At 64.3% G+C, this 16,805-nt stretch carries 23 protein-coding genes; 6 read left to right on the top strand and 17 right to left on the bottom strand.

Annotated features, from left to right (window positions below):
• Positions 1-2: 2 nt before the first annotated feature.
• Entirely contained in the window at positions 3-1,031 is a 1,029-nt protein-coding gene (locus AAC691_RS13010; protein WP_342627204.1) for a hypothetical protein, read from the bottom strand.
• The gene (locus AAC691_RS13005; protein ID WP_342627203.1) at positions 1,028-1,213 is read right to left on the bottom strand and encodes a hypothetical protein; all 186 of its coding nucleotides are present in this window, start codon (positions 1,211-1,213) and stop codon (positions 1,028-1,030) included. The genes AAC691_RS13010 and AAC691_RS13005 overlap by 4 nt, the downstream gene beginning before the upstream one ends.
• Positions 1,214-1,428: 215 nt before the next feature.
• Here AAC691_RS13005 and AAC691_RS13000 point away from each other — a divergent pair, with 215 nt between their 5' ends.
• Entirely contained in the window at positions 1,429-1,737 is a 309-nt protein-coding gene (locus AAC691_RS13000) for a hypothetical protein (RefSeq protein ID WP_342627202.1), read from the top strand.
• A gap of 36 nt (positions 1,738-1,773) precedes the next feature.
• Here the strand turns inward: AAC691_RS13000 and AAC691_RS12995 are convergent, their stop codons facing one another.
• From AAC691_RS12995 to AAC691_RS12940, 12 genes are all read right to left on the bottom strand, one after another.
• Positions 1,774-2,010, bottom strand: coding sequence for a hypothetical protein (locus tag AAC691_RS12995; protein ID WP_342627201.1), 237 nt, complete (start codon positions 2,008-2,010; stop codon positions 1,774-1,776).
• Positions 2,011-2,122: 112 nt separating this feature from the next.
• Positions 2,123-2,755, bottom strand: coding sequence for a hypothetical protein (locus AAC691_RS12990; protein WP_342627200.1), 633 nt, complete (start codon positions 2,753-2,755; stop codon positions 2,123-2,125).
• Positions 2,756-3,061: 306 nt separating this feature from the next.
• Positions 3,062-5,590 (bottom strand): DUF927 domain-containing protein, encoded by a 2,529-nt coding sequence (locus AAC691_RS12985; RefSeq protein ID WP_342627199.1) that lies wholly within the window; start codon positions 5,588-5,590, stop codon positions 3,062-3,064.
• Positions 5,587-5,901: a hypothetical protein gene (locus AAC691_RS12980; protein ID WP_342627198.1), complete on the bottom strand. Its 315-nt coding sequence runs from the start codon at positions 5,899-5,901 to the stop codon at positions 5,587-5,589. Before AAC691_RS12980 ends, AAC691_RS12985 begins: the two co-directional genes overlap by 4 nt.
• The gene (locus AAC691_RS12975) at positions 5,898-6,332 is read right to left on the bottom strand and encodes a hypothetical protein (protein ID WP_342627197.1); all 435 of its coding nucleotides are present in this window, start codon (positions 6,330-6,332) and stop codon (positions 5,898-5,900) included. Before AAC691_RS12975 ends, AAC691_RS12980 begins: the two co-directional genes overlap by 4 nt.
• Positions 6,329-7,099, bottom strand: coding sequence for a hypothetical protein (locus AAC691_RS12970; RefSeq protein ID WP_342627196.1), 771 nt, complete (start codon positions 7,097-7,099; stop codon positions 6,329-6,331). The genes AAC691_RS12975 and AAC691_RS12970 overlap by 4 nt, the downstream gene beginning before the upstream one ends.
• A gap of 139 nt (positions 7,100-7,238) precedes the next feature.
• Positions 7,239-7,478, bottom strand: a complete 240-nt coding sequence (locus AAC691_RS12965) for a helix-turn-helix domain-containing protein (RefSeq protein WP_342627195.1) — start codon at positions 7,476-7,478, stop codon at positions 7,239-7,241.
• Between the two features lie 618 nt (positions 7,479-8,096).
• Complete coding sequence (locus AAC691_RS12960) at positions 8,097-8,360, bottom strand: hypothetical protein (protein WP_342627194.1); 264 nt, start codon at positions 8,358-8,360, stop codon at positions 8,097-8,099.
• The gene (locus AAC691_RS12955; protein WP_342627193.1) at positions 8,357-8,485 is read right to left on the bottom strand and encodes a hypothetical protein; all 129 of its coding nucleotides are present in this window, start codon (positions 8,483-8,485) and stop codon (positions 8,357-8,359) included. Before AAC691_RS12955 ends, AAC691_RS12960 begins: the two co-directional genes overlap by 4 nt.
• Positions 8,482-8,730 carry a hypothetical protein gene (locus AAC691_RS12950; RefSeq protein WP_342627192.1) on the bottom strand — a complete coding sequence of 83 codons (249 nt, stop codon included), beginning with the start codon at positions 8,728-8,730 and terminating at the stop codon, positions 8,482-8,484. Before AAC691_RS12950 ends, AAC691_RS12955 begins: the two co-directional genes overlap by 4 nt.
• Positions 8,727-8,951, bottom strand: a complete 225-nt coding sequence (locus tag AAC691_RS12945; RefSeq protein ID WP_342627191.1) for a hypothetical protein — start codon at positions 8,949-8,951, stop codon at positions 8,727-8,729. The genes AAC691_RS12950 and AAC691_RS12945 overlap by 4 nt, the downstream gene beginning before the upstream one ends.
• Positions 8,948-9,154, bottom strand: a complete 207-nt coding sequence (locus AAC691_RS12940) for a hypothetical protein (RefSeq protein WP_342627190.1) — start codon at positions 9,152-9,154, stop codon at positions 8,948-8,950. The genes AAC691_RS12945 and AAC691_RS12940 overlap by 4 nt, the downstream gene beginning before the upstream one ends.
• A 134-nt stretch (positions 9,155-9,288) precedes the next feature.
• Here AAC691_RS12940 and AAC691_RS12935 point away from each other — a divergent pair, with 134 nt between their 5' ends.
• The 5 genes from AAC691_RS12935 to AAC691_RS12915 all read left to right on the top strand — a co-directional run bounded on the left by AAC691_RS12935 (position 9,289) and on the right by AAC691_RS12915 (position 12,603).
• Positions 9,289-9,525, top strand: coding sequence for a helix-turn-helix transcriptional regulator (locus AAC691_RS12935; RefSeq protein ID WP_342627189.1), 237 nt, complete (start codon positions 9,289-9,291; stop codon positions 9,523-9,525).
• Between the two features lie 9 nt (positions 9,526-9,534).
• Positions 9,535-10,035, top strand: coding sequence for a hypothetical protein (locus tag AAC691_RS12930; RefSeq protein ID WP_342627188.1), 501 nt, complete (start codon positions 9,535-9,537; stop codon positions 10,033-10,035).
• A 348-nt stretch (positions 10,036-10,383) separates the two neighbouring features.
• Positions 10,384-10,707 (top strand): hypothetical protein, encoded by a 324-nt coding sequence (locus AAC691_RS12925; protein ID WP_342627187.1) that lies wholly within the window; start codon positions 10,384-10,386, stop codon positions 10,705-10,707.
• 860 nt (positions 10,708-11,567) lie between these two features.
• Complete coding sequence (locus tag AAC691_RS12920) at positions 11,568-12,047, top strand: hypothetical protein (protein WP_342627186.1); 480 nt, start codon at positions 11,568-11,570, stop codon at positions 12,045-12,047.
• 127 nt (positions 12,048-12,174) lie between these two features.
• Positions 12,175-12,603, top strand: a complete 429-nt coding sequence (locus AAC691_RS12915; protein ID WP_342627185.1) for a hypothetical protein — start codon at positions 12,175-12,177, stop codon at positions 12,601-12,603.
• A 185-nt stretch (positions 12,604-12,788) separates the two neighbouring features.
• On the opposite strand, the gene AAC691_RS12910 is transcribed toward AAC691_RS12915, so the two are convergent.
• From AAC691_RS12910 to AAC691_RS12900, 3 genes are all read right to left on the bottom strand, one after another.
• Positions 12,789-14,018 (bottom strand): phage integrase central domain-containing protein, encoded by a 1,230-nt coding sequence (locus tag AAC691_RS12910; RefSeq protein ID WP_342627184.1) that lies wholly within the window; start codon positions 14,016-14,018, stop codon positions 12,789-12,791.
• A gap of 335 nt (positions 14,019-14,353) precedes the next feature.
• Positions 14,354-15,874, bottom strand: a complete 1,521-nt coding sequence (locus AAC691_RS12905) for an efflux transporter outer membrane subunit (RefSeq protein ID WP_342627183.1) — start codon at positions 15,872-15,874, stop codon at positions 14,354-14,356.
• A gap of 13 nt (positions 15,875-15,887) precedes the next feature.
• A complete protein-coding gene (locus AAC691_RS12900) occupies positions 15,888-16,799 on the bottom strand; it encodes an HlyD family secretion protein (RefSeq protein ID WP_176638747.1) in 912 nt (303 codons plus the stop codon).
• Positions 16,800-16,805 lie beyond the last annotated feature (6 nt).

Raw genomic sequence — 16,805 nt, 5'->3', positions numbered from 1 at the left:
CATCAGTTCCCCTGCACCCAGGACATCAGTGTCACAGAATTTGCCCCTCCCGACGTTCCGAAAAATATTTTGGTGTATCCAGATGCACCAAGAAAGCCGGATGATTTCGAAGTTGAATAAAGTGTGGTGAAATTATACCCATCCATCGATATCATGAAATATACATTTGTTCCATCGTCTCTTATCTTTAATAATGTAGTTGGTTCCCAATAATGACTCTGCGATGATTCTTTTGCCGTCGAATTGTAACTTGAGATACTGTTGAAATTTTGAACCCAAATATAGCCAGTAGAATCGGTTCTTATAATCTGAAGCTGGGTTCCGTTCGTAAATCCAATGGTAGTGAGGCCGGTATTGCTCACCGGTTCAGGGGCAGATGCCGCCAGGACGGTAATCGAATACGGCGGTGCGGGAGCCGCAAGAGTGAAGCCAAAGCCCGATCCTGGCGTTCCCGTCACGAGAACCCCATTCGGAGCGTTCGTGACGGCCGGCGCCGCTCCGACGAGGGTTATGGACCCCAGCGACGCAACCGTAGGCGTGGGGGACAGGACCTTGCTGTAGAGCCCAGATCCCGCACCCGCGGCTGGCGCGGCCCAGGTTCCATCGGCCCTCAGGAAGTTCGCCGTGCCGCCGCCGCTGGCCGGCACCGCGCCCGACAGGCTGGACGTGAAGGGCTGGACCAGGGCGGTCAGTTGCGCCGGGGTCAGCGCCGACGGCGCGGTTGTGCTGCCGCTGACATTGCCCAGCACGGTGCTGTTCCCAATTGGGCCGAGCGACACGGTCACGTTCCCCGTGGTGCCGCCGCCGGCCAGGCCCGTACCCGCCGTCAAGCCGGTCAGCGTCGCGGGATTGCCGTCGCTGGTCCCGCAGGAAAACGTCCCCGTCGCCGGCACATAGTTCAGATGGTTGCCCCCGCTGTCGGGACAGGCCGGCAATTCCCCATGCCCGACCGGCCCCACGATCTGCGCGCGGGCGGGAACGGCCGGCACCAGGCCGGCCAGGATCAGCGGGATCGTCAGGATCGTCTTCATTCCGAATACCATTGCGTTGTCGTGTTCTTCCAGAAGGTCGCGCCCCCGCCGGCCAGGATCGTGACGGGCGCGTTCGCCGTCCCCGCGTCGATCGCCCCGCCCGACGGCGGATAGACCAGCAGCGCCGCCGGCGACGGCGGCTGGGGTTGACAGCGGGACTTTGGGGGATGGATCGAGCGCATACGGCACCTGCAATCGCGCACGAATCCCATCATGGGATCTGCATCGGATGGCGGGCGGTGCCTGTGCCCTGATGAAATGACTTTAGCGTCGCAGGATGCGCGCATGCAACATGAAGAAGAATGCAGACAGGAAATGGAGATAGAATAGGTCACACCAACGAAACCGGGCGGTCGGAAATTTTCCGAACAGGGCATCCGAACCAGAGAGAGACGACATGACGAACCAGAACACCGCAGGTCAGCAACGCGACAATTCCGGGGCTCTGTTCCTGAACAGCCGCCGCAAATCGGACAAAGCGCCGGACTATGTCGGCACATTGATGGTGAACGGTCATCCGATGGAGATTTGCGCCTGGGTCCGGCAGGGAAAATATAGCGAGTTCCTGTCGATCAAAGTCCAGGAATCTGCGCCCACCTCGCGGCATACGCAGCCCCAGAGCGGCGCGCAGCGGCCGACCCCTGAACAGGTGGCTGCCGCCGAGGCCCAGCGTGGCAGGATGATGCGAGGTGCCGGCTGGGGGTGAACGACCAAGACCGGCCGATATCTTGGCTGACCCCGCTTACGCTGTTCCGCGCCCGGCGGGCATGATCTCCATGGTGTAAATCCGACGACAGACCCCGGCATCCAGAACCTGCTGCCACGCGGCACGGGCAACTCCGTCTCCGGCGCCGCGCCCGATGAAGATCCCCCACACCCTTGCCGCAGCCAGCAGGAGTTCCTGCCGGAACTCGTCTTCCGTGCTGCCAATCAGCAGATTCCGATCCGCCACCCCAAAACCCACATGCGCGGGAAACATGTCACCTGGCTCTGTGCTCATTGGCAGCGCGCTCCTTGAAAAACCGGGTAGATCTCTGGTCCCGTTGGTTTGCTGCCCTGTCTGGCATTCGCGGTGCGGTAGGCGCGATTCGTCATGCTCGTTCTTTCTTTGTCGGGTGTGATGGCTCGGACGTGATGATCGGAATGTTCAGCGGAGCCGGATGACAGTTGCGGCAACGCCACCCCTGCGGGTGCTCGGCCTCGCGCCACCATGTCGTTCCCCGGCAACAGTGGCAGGCAGTGCCATCCGGAACCGGGATCCCGTCCAGGTCGACCCATGACGGAGACCGTAAGTTCGAGCGTGCTTCGACTAGGAAAGGGGTAATATCGATCCGCTCTGCCTCGCGCGGCGACATGACGCGGAAAATCCCCTCATCTTCCGACCACGCGACGCGCCACCCGCGCGCCAGGCTGTCGGCGGCTATGGCGACTTCACGCCGACAGAGAGCCAGCCGCTGCGGAAACTCAGCCTCGATCGCTTCCGGCGGCAGCTTGCCCGACAGGCGGGGGCGGCCGGCATCGACCAGCACCCGCACCCCGTAATGCTCCGCTTCCGTCAGCAGGGCCTGGGCCGGCCCTCTCAAAGCCGAGCGGCGTTCGTCGTCCGTCACGGCCGCCAGGTCGATGGAATTGGCGCTCGGTAGTGGTGCAACCTGCCCGGTGTCCGTCATGGGATCAGCGGTCGCCGGATCGGAGGCCCAGCGCAGAAGGTTCTGGCTCACCATGGGCGCACCTCCCGCCGACCATATCCAAATCCGGTCGGACAAGTCGGGCAGGTCGGACGAAACATGAAAAATGGCTGTTTTCTGCCGATTGTGGATAGAGGTTTTCTGTCCGACTCATGTTTTTTTAAATCGGACAGGTCGGACAAATGGCCAATAGAATCACACGCAGTTTCGACATGTGCGACTGCGTTGCGGAGGCCGTCGGAAGTCGCCGATCTGACGGGATGGGCGGATTTCTGCCGTTTCTCATGACCTCTCTGACTTGTCCGACCGCAAATATGCCCACGGTGGTGAATGGAGGCGTCTTCAATCATGGTCGCCCCCCAAGATGTCGCCCTTGATAAGATAGACGCGGGGGCGTCCTTCGCCTGGGACCGGCACACGACATGCCAGGTTTTTCCCGTCGCCCGGGATCAATAGCCCTGCCTCCTTGAGAGCCTTCGCCGCACGGGGCGCATCGAGCCCCTTGCACACCTCCGAGCGAAACATCTCCGGCAAGATCAGATATTCCCACCGATCGCCATTCGTCGTCCCCACGCGCCGCTTGAAGCCCGCGCGGTTGATGGTGCGGATCCGGTCGTCCGTCCTATCGTCGCCGGTTAGGGGATCGGGCGTCAGGTTCGTAAAGCGGCTTTCCCCGTGCTGCTCGATGAAGGCACGGACCTGCTCGATCGCCTGGCGGTCTTCGCTGGCACCGACGCCACCCCGTTCCGCAAGCCATGCTTTGAAGCATACCCCCGCGGCGCGGAATGCCTCTCCCTGTGGCCAGGGCAACACCTGATAGTCGATCGCCAGTTCGCCAGCCGCCGCGATCAGGGCGAAACGCGCGGCGACGCTGCGCACCTGCCCATCCGCGCCGGCCGGCATAAAGGCCGTCTCGAAATTGCGCCGGATGTCCTTGATGAAACCCAGCAGCACATCGGACTCGTCGCTGCGGTCCTGCGTCAGGCGCCCCAGAAAGGCCCGCGAAGCGGTGCCGTAATGGGTCCGGGCAGCCACCCGCAGGTGGTCCGCCAGCGCGCCCGGAGATTCAAGTCCGTGCAGCGCTTCGAACAGCCCCATGCCGGCGCCGGCGTCTGCAGGCACGTTCACCAGGCGCACCTCCTGTCCTGCCATGGTCCGGTTGCCGTGCTCGCCCATCTTGGCGGCCAGCGTCACTTCGCCGGTGGAAAGGAACAGTACGTGCCAGGTCTTGCGTGCCCGCGCATTGCCGCTGCGCGCCGCCCGGGTCTTCCCCGAGTTGTTCGCCAGCAGATAGGTGATCTCCCCCACCTCCCGGCTGTCGGCCTGGCCCATCTCGTCCAGGATCAGCACCGTGTCGGAGGTTTCAGAAGCAATCCCCTCCAGGCCGTTCGCCGTGCCGCGCCAGGATCTGACCTGCCCGTCACGATCACCTCGCCCCCACACGCTGCCGGCCAGATAGGCTGCCGTCGATTTCCCCGACTGCGCCTTGCCGACAAGGTGGACGCCGCCGGATTGCTCACCCGCGATATCCAGCAGCGGGCCGGCGAACGCCGCGGCAACGAACAGCGCCAGCCGGCTGTTCCCCACCGCATACGCCGCAATCCCGCGCTGCCAGTCGGCCAGCGTGCCCGCGGCCTGGAATTCCTGGCCGGTGGCCGCTCGATCGGACTGGAAGATGACGGAGCGCGCCCCAGCGCCCAGCGTTAGACCGCCCGGCAGGACAAAGGCCGATCCCTTCGGCGTATCGTGCCATCCTGACCGGTCCACGCAGCGCAGGCGCGTCTTGGTCTTCACACTGGCGATGAACTGGCGAAAGTGACGTGTCCCGGCGATTGAGCAATTCAGCCCAGCGTCCTCCAACTCGCCGGCGATTTCCTTTCCCTCGCCATGCACCAGGCGCTTCGGAATCGACCACTGATGGGTACGGCCGTCACGATCCACCCAACGGATCAGCAGCCCCCATGCTTGGCCGGTCCCGTCATTTGTCTCGGCAACCACATCGAAGGGCGCCGCGATCCAGATATCTGGCTTGACGTCATCTCCCGTCTGCTCCGGCCGGAAGAAAAGACCGCCTGGCTTCATCAGATAGCCGCTCGGCATTTCGACATTCGACGCGGCGAGCGGGGCACGCTCCAGCGCAGTCCGTAGTGGCTCGGGATCTTCGCTCCATTCCGCTATTTCATCAGGCAGCGGATCGGCCAGATCCCAGGCATCCGGGAGCCCGGCGGGCAGTTCCACCTTCTTGACGATGCCGGCACCGGCCTCGCGTAGCAGCCGTATGACGTCGTCGACCCACATCTGGCCAGGCTCATCGTTGTCGGGCCAGAGAATCACATTGCGCCCGGCCAGCGCCGACCAGTCGCTATTGCCGGCCGCCTTGCTGCCCCCGGGGGAAGTTATGGCGACGTGATCTGGAAATAAGAGCGCCGCGGCGTCGGCGGTCTTTTCGCCTTCCACAAGAAGAACCGGCGCATCGGGCAAAATGGCCAGCCGATCGAGCCCATACAGCGGGAGCGGCTTGACCGGCTGCTTCCAGTGCCATCCAGTTTCGTCGCGGCGGACGCCCTTGCGATCGGTCCAGACACGACGTCCGAAGGTCAGCGGCAGCACAACCTTGCCACCTTTCTCGTCCGGCTTGCGGAAGCGGGCGCAGAGTGGCCGACCCTCCGCATCCCGATAGACCCAAAGTTTGGTCGCGCCCCGCGGTAGAGCCGGCTCCTTGGGTGCTGGCATGATCGGCTGCCAGATCTCCCGTTCGCTGCCCAGGTTAGTCGCGTGGGCCATTTCCGCATGGGTGAGGGGATGAAACGGATCACCGGGCTGGATATCGGATGTCAGTCCACGCGGAGGGGGAGGGGGCACCGCGTTCATGCCTCACCTCCCAGCCCGAGCATGACGGCCAGCCGCTGGGCGGCGTCTCCCTGCTTCAGGTCGAACAGGTAGGCGGCCAGAGACACGGGATCGCCACCGCGATCGCCGGTCGCAAAATCGGACCAGCGGCAGGTATTCATGTTCACCTTGAAGGACCCGGGCGATCGATCGGCCCGGCGAGGATTGCAGGCCACCCACTCGTTACCCAGGCGCTTGCCGTCCGGCAGCCAGCGCGCCAGCAGAGACGGCAGCACGCCGAGGGCGGTCCGGTTGATGTGGTCGAAGTCGAGGCGGGGGATGGGAATGCTCATTCCTCGTCCTCCTGGCCAAGGCTATGGCGTCCCATCTGGATGAGGTTGCGACAGCGCTCTTCCAGACTCATGCCCACCTGGAGAACCTTCGTCGCGCCAATGCCGGCCCGATAGAACTCGTTCTCGAAGGCGCCATCGTCCGGCAGGAAGCCACACTGCCGGAAAGCGCCGATCGTGCCCTGGGCGACGAAATGCGGTGCGATCAGAACGTCCCCCGCATCCGTGTGCACTGTCCTGACACTGTCCTGGAACGAGCCTGAGCGTGTCATCTGGAGGAAGGTGTCCTGCGCATCTGTCGACAGCCCGGCCGCACTCACAAGGTCGGCGCACGAATGCCACGGCAGGGCGACTACGCCGTTGGGGGCAGCGAAGAACCGGATGGCGCGTCCACGCAACTGGCCGATATAGATGGGATTGTGCAGGGGTTTCATCCGACTGCCCTCCCGGTCAAACGGAACCAGTGCCGGATTGCGGCATCCATCGTGACGTCCGCTCTGGCCTTGGCTACAGATTCGCTCTCGCCCTTCCCGGTCCAGGCCGTCATCGCGATCGTCACAGCGGCGGTCAGCCCATGTTGGAACTGGTCGTCAGAACTGTTCTTGCTCTGATGGTAATCGGCCAGCATCACGCCCAGCCGGTGAGGCGTGACAGTCGCAAGGTCCGGGCCGTGATCCTCACTGGCGTAGATTTCATCCAGACGGGAAAATGCCCCTTTGGCAGCAAGCCGGGCGTTTTCGTTTCCGTCCTGCTCCGACATCACCCCTTGCGAAACCATGGCGTCGATGAATGTGACGATGCGTTCGGCGATACGATGAACGGCGACGCCCAACGGCAGGCGGTATTCCCGGCACATGTCGGCCATTATGTATCCGGCCCCTGCCATATTGACGCGGGTTTCCCCGTCGATCTGGACCTTGTATTCCGGCGGCATGGTTGCCCAGATCTTCTCGGCCGCCACCTCGGGGCCGATGTCCTTGGGGCGATGATCCATCACCGGCCAGTCGTGAACGGCGCTGATACGCTGGCAGAATTGGCTGGCCTGCAAGGCGTCCATGGCGCAGGCCAGCGGGCAATCCGTGCCATCATTGAAAATGACGGTGTGGAGATAACGTCCCTCGATCGGACGAGCCCACAGGCGGGGCACAGTTTTCCCGTTGCGGACGCACGTCGGGCGCCCGCGCTTTTTCAAGCTCGGCATTTGCACTTTCCTATGTGCTGCCGGCGCTTTTGGCTTGCCGATCGGCCCAACGTAGACCTACAAACCGAATGTCGCGTTCAGTTGTCGGTGTGTTCTGTTGGGTCGTCGGCTTGCCTAATGGCAGCCGGCGATTTCTTTTTCAGGCGACCGGTGTGGATATGCGCGGCAGACTGGCGAAATAGTCTTCGACACTGGCGATTCGAACCCGTGTCGCCGATCCGAACTTCACCGCCTCGAAGGCGCCCTGGTTCAACAGCCGATAGAACGTGCTGTGACCCATTCCGAAACGGCGCTGGATTTCCTTCGGGCTGGTGAAGATTTGGTTGTAGGAGGTGGATACGTCATGCCGGCCGATGCTTTCATCGTCACGCATGCTCATCACGGAGGTATTCCGCATATTACAGGCCCAATAAAATGGAATGCGGCAGGCCGGAGACGCGCGCAAACGGGCACCTCCAACGCGACATCGCATTCACGATGGTTGGAATCCGGGCGCGTGAGAGCGCTCCGGCGACGGATTGATTTTTTGCCTGGATTGACGCCGTTTATATGCGTCTGATCAGTCGAGCGATGCCTGTGCCGACAGGGCTGCCCTCTAGTGACCCGGTCGATGCCTGTGACCTGTCTTCTAGTGGCGTATCCGTGGAGGCAATGCCTGTGCCATACCAGCGGAGACCCATAGATAGATGGATACAGCACCTTCGATGTTCTGATCAACACGCCTACCAAATTTTTCTTATTTGGCCGTATCATGACCTCAGTTCCTGTGTAGATGCCGCCCGGATCAACGCGCGTTCCCGCTGCTGCCGCGCGCGCTGACTGCGCGACCCATCTGCCCACCCGTCGGGACCATTCAGCATCTCAATCCAGTATCGCCGACAGGTGTTGCCAGGCTTGCCCAGCGCCCTGCCAATTTCCTTCCACATCGCGCCGTCCTGGCGCATTGTCTGGAGCGTCAGGGTTTCGCACTGGCTTCACACCTTGCGAGGACGCCCCATCAGGCTGCCTCCGCCGGTTTCGTCATGACGGCTTGCAAGATCTCCAGCCGCTCCTGGAGCCGATAAGCCAGCCACTGCACAGCCTCGGGATCGCCGTCTGACGGCTCGCCGCGGGTCAGCATCGGCATCAGCGCGGCCATGCGCAGGGCGTCGTGTAGCAGGACTTCGGGTTCACGCAGTGCCAGGACGATTTCCCGTTCCTGCCTGGTCAGGGTCATGTCCTGCGTCCGGGCGAGCAGGAACGCGCGCATCTGTTCGTTCATAGTTCGTCCTCCCGCCGCGCCAAGCGGACGGTCAGCCGGCTGAGCCGGCCCGCCGCCCGGATCGACCAGGCGGACAGCGGGATCAAGACGAACAGGGCCGCCTGGCGCATGAGGCCGCGGATCATGGCTTCGCTCCTTCCTGGCGGGCGATCTCGGTCAGCGGAGCGGCGATGGCGCCCTTGACGGAATCCCGCAGCCACTGGAGCGCGTGGGCCCAATCCATCACCGTGTCGCTACTGACGTCCCCCTCGGTGTCGACCATCTGCCCCAGCAGCAGGGTCAGGCCGGACACGGCAAGCTCAACGTCACCCAAGGCGCTCTTGGCGGCGCTGGTGATGCGATCATGGTCGGGTGTCCTGGTTCTGCTCATGACCGCACCTCCAGCGCCTCGATGCCGGCGGTGATTTCGTCCGACAGGCGAGAGAGTTCTTCCCCGGCCCACTGGATGGCGTGGCCATAGAGGCTCATGCGCTCCACGGTCGGCTCGAAGCACGTTTGAGCAGCGGCGTTTCCCGCCCAGATCAGCAGCGTCGCGATGTTCTGGGCCTTGAAGCCCGCCGCCGCGATGGCCTCCATGCGCTCCTGGCTCATCGGCCGCCCTCCGCCAGCACCAGCGGAGCGTGAGCGAGTTTCGCGCCGCTGTGGCGCAAAACCTCCGGCCGGGCGAATCCGACCAGCGCGATCAGCACCAGGAAGGGGAAAAGAAGGGCGGGAACGATGTCCTGCCAATGGGATGCGACGCGGTTTGCCCTTGTACGGGCTCCCCGGGGTACGCTATGGGCGTGTTCAGCCATTGCCTGCTCCTGCTGCGAGCGGTTGTGGTCAGGCCGGGCATCGGAGTTCGCACCTCCGGGTCCGGCCGCTTGTCCCTTGCGGAACGATACTGTCGATGCCACTCTAGCGGGACAAAGGCAAGCGGAATGATATTGTGAATACCATTACGGCGGCCCAGGTAAGGGCGGCGCGAGGATTGCTGGGTTGGACTCGGGACGAATTAGTCGCGGCCAGCGGTGTCCCCAAAAGCACGCTTGTCCGGTTAGAAGACGGAAATTCCGCACCCCGCACCTCCACCCTAACCGCCATCCGCACCGCCCTGGAGACTGCCGGGGTGGAGTTCATTGCTGAGAATGGAGGTGGGGCGGGGGTGCGGCTGAAGAAGGAATAAAATAATTTCATGGCTATCATTAAGAATTACGGACTTTTCTGGAAAAGGTCGGAAGTAAATTGGGGAAGCCCAGGGCAGGGGAATGGCGGAACTCTGATGGGACGCCTAGTCTCTTCTCGAAAATCAGAACCAGTAGATTTCCGCGAGCAGTCTGGAATCTATATTCTTCAGGATGGGTTTAGAGTTATTTACGTTGGTCAATCTGGTTCAGGTGACCAAAAATTATTTTTACGTCTCAAGAGTCACACAAAAAACCATCTTGCAGAACGTTGGGATAGATTTTCCTGGTTCGGTATTAAAAGCGTGCTGAACACTCATAAATTATCACAATCCGACTCGAAAACGGCCGAGCGTGGGAAAACATCGGACATTCTCAATCAACTTGAAGGAGTTTTAATAAACGTTACGGAACCGCCTCTTAACAGGCAGGGTGCGAGGTTCGGTAAAAATGTTGCTCAATATATTCAGCACGGAAAAAATGAACCAAAAGAATGGGATGAGTATATCTAGGGGCGAATGACGCGATGTGACGGAGTTCTGGCAAAAAAAGTTCGATGAGAAGCGCTCCGCCTCAGGCTGCCGCCTGCACCCTCGGCAGATCAGCGAAACACGCCTCCACAGATCGCGTGACGAGCCGCGTGGTTGTACCCACTCTCACCGCCTTGACCACACCTTGGCCGCTGCCGCCCTGGCGGGCGGCCTGCGTGTGCTCGGCGGCATGCTGGCCGCCGGCGCGGCCGGCCCGGCGCCGGCCCGGCTGCGTGCCCCGCTGGCCTGTCTCGGCGTCGCGGGGCAATCGGGCTGCTGCCCAGCGCCTGGCTGTGGCTGACCCGCGCCGCCGGCTGGCAGGCCGCCGGATTGTCGGGGGCGGCGATTCCGGTCGGCGCGCAACCCGGACTGTTCGTCCTGGCCGCGCCGGGCGGCGGCGCTTTCAGTCCGGCCGGGCTGGCCCTGCTGCTGGCTGCCTCCGCTGGGCTGGTCCGCTGGCCGGCGCGCCGCGACGCACGCAACCAGGCCGCGCTGACCCAGGGACTGGCCGGCGGATCGGCCCTGGCCGCCACCTGCGCCGATCCGCTGTCCGGCGCGTGGCGGTCGGCGGGGTCGCCAGGCTGGCGGCGCTGGCCATTGCCACCACGCACGGCGCGGCTGGACTGGGATGGACAGCGAAAAAATGGCTTCTGACCGCGTTCGATGGGAACGCCAGAAGCGGCGCTAGGACGGACACCGCCGCTTATGACACCGCGAATGACACAGCTAGTCGCGGAACTGACGCAGGTCGAATTATATCAGGCACCGGGACCGGACAAGGTCAATCCCCTGCATGTGATCCACGGCGCGGCCCCGGGCGCTGCCGAGACTGTCGCGCGCATGCCCGGCCCATCAGACCTGCAAGCCAATTTCGACGAGGCGGCGCGCAACAGCCTGACCCAGGCGACATCGCCTATCGGGCGTACAAGGAGCGGTTCCGCACCGGCACAGTGGGTGAAGTCTTGCAATCCGAACGGGAACCAACCGGATTCCGCTTGGCGGCCAGCGCGGTGCCGGCAAAGCTGTTCCCTCCTGGTCCGCGCAGCCCCGCAGCGACTGAAAGGCAGTCTCCATGAATGACCTAATCTCCCACGTTGCGTGGGTCGCCACGCCGTTCGTGGCTCCGGTGAACGGCCCCCATCAGGACGCTGTTCTTCCCTGAATGCATCCGCGTGATACGCTGTGGAATGCCATGGGATGGTATGAAGTAATCCGTTGACAAGTGTTTACACGAAAGCTACAAGGGCGTGGCCCAATGGGTGCTAAGGCAAACCCTTCGGGCAAGCGCCCCAGACACCCCTCGAAGGAGGTGGAGCAAGCCATTCGGGATGCCGAAGCAAAAGGATGGTATTGCGACCACCCGCGTGGGCATTGGGGCCGTTTGTTTTGTGCACATGCGGACCGTGACGGCTGCCAAATCGGTGTGAGCGGAACCCCGAGAAATCCGGAAGTGCATGCGCGGCAGATCAGGCGGGCTGTTGATCGCTGCCCGCATCAGGAGGGGGAGGACAACGATGAAAACGTATGAGTTCAGCATCATTGCGTCCGGCCTGGATGAGGCGGCCGACGACTTCGAGGGCCGGTTCTATGACAATGGCTGCGACGATGCGACGGTCTCATTCCAGAAGGGAAATATCATCCTGGACTTTGCCCGAGAGGCGGAGAGCCTGAATAGCGCAATCGAATCCGCGATCGCTGATGTTCGGCGCGCTGGCGCGAAGGTCGAGCGCGTGGAGCCCGATCCGCTGGTCAGTCTGACCGACATCGCCACCCGCTCTGGCATCTCCAAGGCGGCCGTCAGCCTGTATGTTGCCAACAAGCGGGGAGAAGGCTTCCCTTCGCCCTGCGCCCGGGTAACGACGTCGACCCCGCTCTGGCAATGGTCCGTCGTAGCGCGGTGGATGGTCTTCCGCGGCGTCGTATCCGGCAGCGTTCTCGACGACGCCGTGACCCTGCAGCGCGTGAATGCGCATCTTGAACTGGAGGCGGCCTAAGCGACCGCATCTGCGTGGTCAATTTGACCTTGCAGGTCTGAGGACGCCGCTCGCCGCCGCCCCGCGCTGATATGCGCGCACCCGGGGCGGCGCTGGCCATCGCCACCACGCGCGGCGCGGCTGGGACATGTTCCGGCTCAGTCTGTCGGGCATCCTGCACGCGGTGCCGGGCGCCGTGCCGCTGGCCGCGGCGCCCGGCAGCGCCGGGCGGCTGGACGGGCTGGGCGGCGTGCTGCTGGCAACGAGGCTGGGCGTCGTCGCCGGCCGGGGAGCCGCCACCCCGGTCATGCTCGCGGCCGAGGACGCACCCGCCGCCATGGCGCTGGCCCCCGTCATGATCGCGATTCCCGTGCTGCGCCATCTCGCCGTCAAGCCGGACGGGCGCGGCACGATGCTGCTTGGCCTGGCCACGATCTGGCTGGCGGCGCTGCCTATGCGCCGCGCCAAGGCCCGCCGACGCGGCCGCCTGGTGCTGGGCGGCCTGATCGGACTGGCCGCCATCGCCGCCGGCGCCGCGAGCTTGGCCACCCTCCGTCCGACCTGTCCGACAGCATAAAGCGACAGTCGGACAGATATGCATCGCACACAGGGCGCAGAAAACCGCCATTTCTAACACAGTGTCCGACTGGTCCGACTCGTCCGACCAGATTTAGGGTGTGCCTGTAGGAGATAGGGTGACCCCGAAAACCGCGCCACCCCTTGTAAACGTGGAAAAAGGCATATGCCCCTGGCGTCCGGCCCCTACGGCTGCTGGTCAGCCTTTCCCTCGCCCGGCTCCAGCACCCAGCGTGCCCAGCCATCCATCATCTGCCGGCGCTTCTCGAACAGATCCCCGCGGCGATAGGCCGCCTCTACCTTGTCGCCGATCGCATGCGCCAGGGCCATTTCGGCCACCTCGCGCGGATAGTCGGTTTCCTCGGCTGCCCAGTCGCGGAAGGTGGAGCGCAGGCCATGGACCGTCACGTCATCGGTGCCGGCCGCCAGCTTCAGCGCTTTCGACAAGGCGACATCGGACAAGGGCTTGCCGCGCTTGCCGCCAGGGAAGACCTGGTCGCCGTGCTCTCTATCGCGTAGAGGCAGCACCGTTTGCAGGACCTCCAGCGCGCCGGCCGACAACGGGACGCGATGTTCGCGCCCCATCTTCATGCGCCCCTTCGGCACAATCCAGACTTTCCCCTTGAGGTCGATTTCGGACCATATCGCGCCGCGGATTTCGCCGGACCGGGCTGCGGTCAAACAGGCGAGGCGCACGGCCAGCGCGGCCACGCCCTGGGACTCCGCCAGGCGCCGCATCACCTTGCCGATGTCCTTCCGAGCGACGGCCGGAAGGTGCTCGACCTTTGCGACTGTGGACAATCGGGGCAGCACGTTCGACAGGTGTCCTCGCCACCGAGCCGGGTTTTCCCCCGTTCGCCACTTGTGGATCTTCGCGTAATCGAGAATGTGCTCGATCAACCACCGCGCCCGGCCGGCTGTCTCCGGCTTGGCGGTCCAGATCGGGCGGAGCACCGCCAGCACGTCATCGGTCTCGACCGCTGCTGCCTGCTTCTTGCCGACGATCGGATAGATGTGGATGCGTAGAATTCCATATCGGAGCGGCGCGGCGCGCGCACTGCGCCAACTCGGCGCCCGCTCTTTCATGAAGCGTTCGGCGACCTGCTCGAATGTCAGGCCGACCTCCCGCCGGCGGGCAGTCCGCTCTTCTTTTCTCGCGTCGATCGGGTCAACTCCGGTGCCGACCAGCTTGCGCGCGTCGGCCGTCCGGGCTCTGGCGTCGGCCAGGCTGATTGCCCGGGCGGACCCGATTCCCATCTCTCGGGCCTTGCCAGTGGTCGGGCTGGTGTAGCGGACGGACCAGGCGCGGGTGTTGCCCTTCACGGTCAGCCACAGATTGCCGCCGTCGCAATAAACTCCGTCCTTCAGGGAGGCGACGGTGCGGGCAGTCAGGCGATTCGAAACGATCTTTGGCATGGGTCAAATTAGCATCAGGAAGGCTCCATCCAACCAGACCCACGATGGGAAACCAATGAACAGACCCACGAAAGAAAATGGCATCATAGGAGACGTTCAGGAACACACGGAAACGTGATGAAAAATATAAAGCGTTGAATCAGTGTGTTGTTGGAACGCTCAGAAACATTTGCGGACGTCGGTTCGAGTCCTTTCGGGTGCGCCACCTTCCTTACAAACGATCTGAATCGGCTTCTCCGTGCGACGGAGCTGGCCCACTTGGCCCGTATGGCAGTACCGTCAAGGACGGTCTCCCCGCTCGCTGACCCCGCCTGCCCCCTGTGCCTGCGGCTGTTTTATTGCTGGAAGGCGCGGGCGAGGGCGTGCTGTGTTTCGAGCGAGACGGGCAGAGCGGAGGCTGTCAGGGGGACGCCCTGCCATCCGGCGCCGATGGCGGTATAGAGGGCGACGGCGTCCTGCAGCCGCTCCAGCCGGGCGACGGCCTCGGCGTTCTCGGCGGCCAGCGCGGTGCGTTCGGTGGTCAGCACGTCCAGAAAGCCCACCAGCCCGGCGCTATACAGCCGGCGCGCCCGGTCGCTGGCCAGCGCGCTGTCCAGCGCCGCGCGGTGCAGCCATTCGGTGTGTTCCACGTCGTCATGCCAGGCCGCCATCGCGTCCTCGACCTCGCGGAACGCCTGCAGCACCGTCCGGCGATAGGCCAGGCGGCTGGCCTCCGCCGCCGCCTGCGCCGCGCGCACCTGCGCCGTCAGCTTGCCGCCATGCATCAGCGGCAGCGACGCCATCATGAAGAACTGCCAGCTCAGCGCCCCGGTCTCGAACAGCTGATACATCGCCGACGCGTTCGGGTTGAAGCTCAGCGGGATGCTGAAATTCGGATAGAGCTGCGCCACCGCAACCCCGATCCGCGCCGTCGCCTCGGCATAGGCCCGTTCGGCCCGGCGGATGTCCGGCCGGTTGGCCAGCACGACCGACGGCACCGTCGCCGGAAAATCCGGCACGCGCGGCAGCGGCCCCGGCTGTTCCAGCGCCGCCGCGCTGGTGCCGGGCATCTGTCCCATCAGCACGTCCAGCGCATGGGTGATCTGCGCGATATGGGTGCGCAGCGGCTCGCGCGCCGCGATCTGCGTCTCCAGTTCGGACTGCGCCTGCGCGACCTGCAGCGTGGTGCCCACCCCCTGCTGATACAGCCGCTGCGCCAGGTCGCGGGCGTCCTGCGCCACCCGGATGTTGCGCTCGGCGATCTGCAGCCGCAATTGCGTGTCGCGCAGCACCATGTAGTCGCCGGCCAGTTCCGACAGCATGGTCATCAGCACCGCGCGCCGGTCCTCGACCGTCTCCTCCACCGCGCGCTCCTGCGCCTCGACGCTGCGGCGGATCCGCCCGAACACGTCGAGCTGCCAACTGGCGCTGACCCCATAGGACAGGTACGACGCCTCGGGCCGGTTCGCCGGATTGCCCGGCCGGATCGGCCAGTTGTCGATATTGATCGAATAGCGGCTGTCGCCCGCCACGGTGCCGGCGTCGATCTGCGGATACCAGGCCGAGGCCTGGGCATCGCGCAGCGCCCGCTCGGCCAGGATGCGCTGGCCGGCGATGCGCAGATCGTAATTGCCCGCGATCGCCCGGTCCACCAGCCGGTCCAGTTCGGCATCGCCGAAACGATGCCACCAATCCTTCATCTCGGCCGTGGTGCGGGCGATCTCCGCCGGCGTCGCGGCATGGCCGTCCTCGGCAAAGCGCGCGGGGATCGCCATGCGGTCGGGCTGATAGCGCGGCCCCACCGTGCAGGCCGCCAGCAGGCCCGCCGCCCCCAGCAGCAGGCCGGCCCTGCCGGTCCCCTGGTTCTTCATTCTCATCGCGCGGCCCGGCTCACAGATGGTCTTGCAGCCAGGTGGTCAGCCGCCCGCGCTGGCCGGGCGTCTCCGGCCCCACCGTCACCGTGCAGGTCATGCCCGCCGCCAGCGTGACGCTGTCCGGCACCCGGTCGAGGTGGATGCGCACCGGGATGCGCTGCGCCAGCCGCACCCAGGTGAAGATCGGATTGACGTCCTGCAGCCCCAGCCGGTCCGGATTGCCGTTCTGGTCGTTGATGCCGCGCGCGATCGACACGACATGGCCGGGCAGGATCGGCTTGTAGCCCATCAGCTTGACGCGCGCGGCGTCGCCGACATGCACGCCCCACATCTTGGTTTCCTCGAAATACCCGTTCACCCAGAAGGAATCGGCATCGATCACCGCCAGCCGCGGCTGGCCCGCCGTCGCGTAATCCCCCACCCGCAGGTTCAGGTTGGTGACATAGCCGTTGACCGGCGCATACAGCACCGAGCGCTGCAGGTTCAGCTTCGCCAGGTCCAGCGCCGCGCGCGCCGCATCCACCGCGGCGATCTGCGTCGCCACGCCGGAATTGAACCGCTCCTGCTCCTCGGCCGACACGATGCCGCCCAGCCCCATCCGGCGCTTCGCATCGCTCTGCTTCAGCTTCAGTTCCTCCAGCGCGCCGTCCAGCCGCGCCTGCGCCTCGCGCACCGCCAGGTGGAAGCGCACCGGATCCAGCACGAACAGCGGGTCGCCCCTGTGCACGAACTGGTTGTCCACCACCGGCACCTGCACCACCGTGCCCGGCACCTCCGGCGCCACGTCGACGACATAGACCCGCACCCGCCCGTCGCGGGTCCATGGCGCGATCATATACGTGTCCCACAGATCCATCCCCAGCACGATCGCCAGAACGACGACCGCCAGGGTCAGCACCACCCGGATCAGATTACGCAGCAGGGGCATCGCACT

Source organism: Nguyenibacter vanlangensis, from assembly GCF_038719015.1.
GTDB lineage: Bacteria > Pseudomonadota > Alphaproteobacteria > Acetobacterales > Acetobacteraceae > Gluconacetobacter > Gluconacetobacter vanlangensis.
The sequence above is the reverse complement of the archived record's forward strand: the minus strand, read 5'-3'. Positions and strand labels throughout refer to the sequence as shown.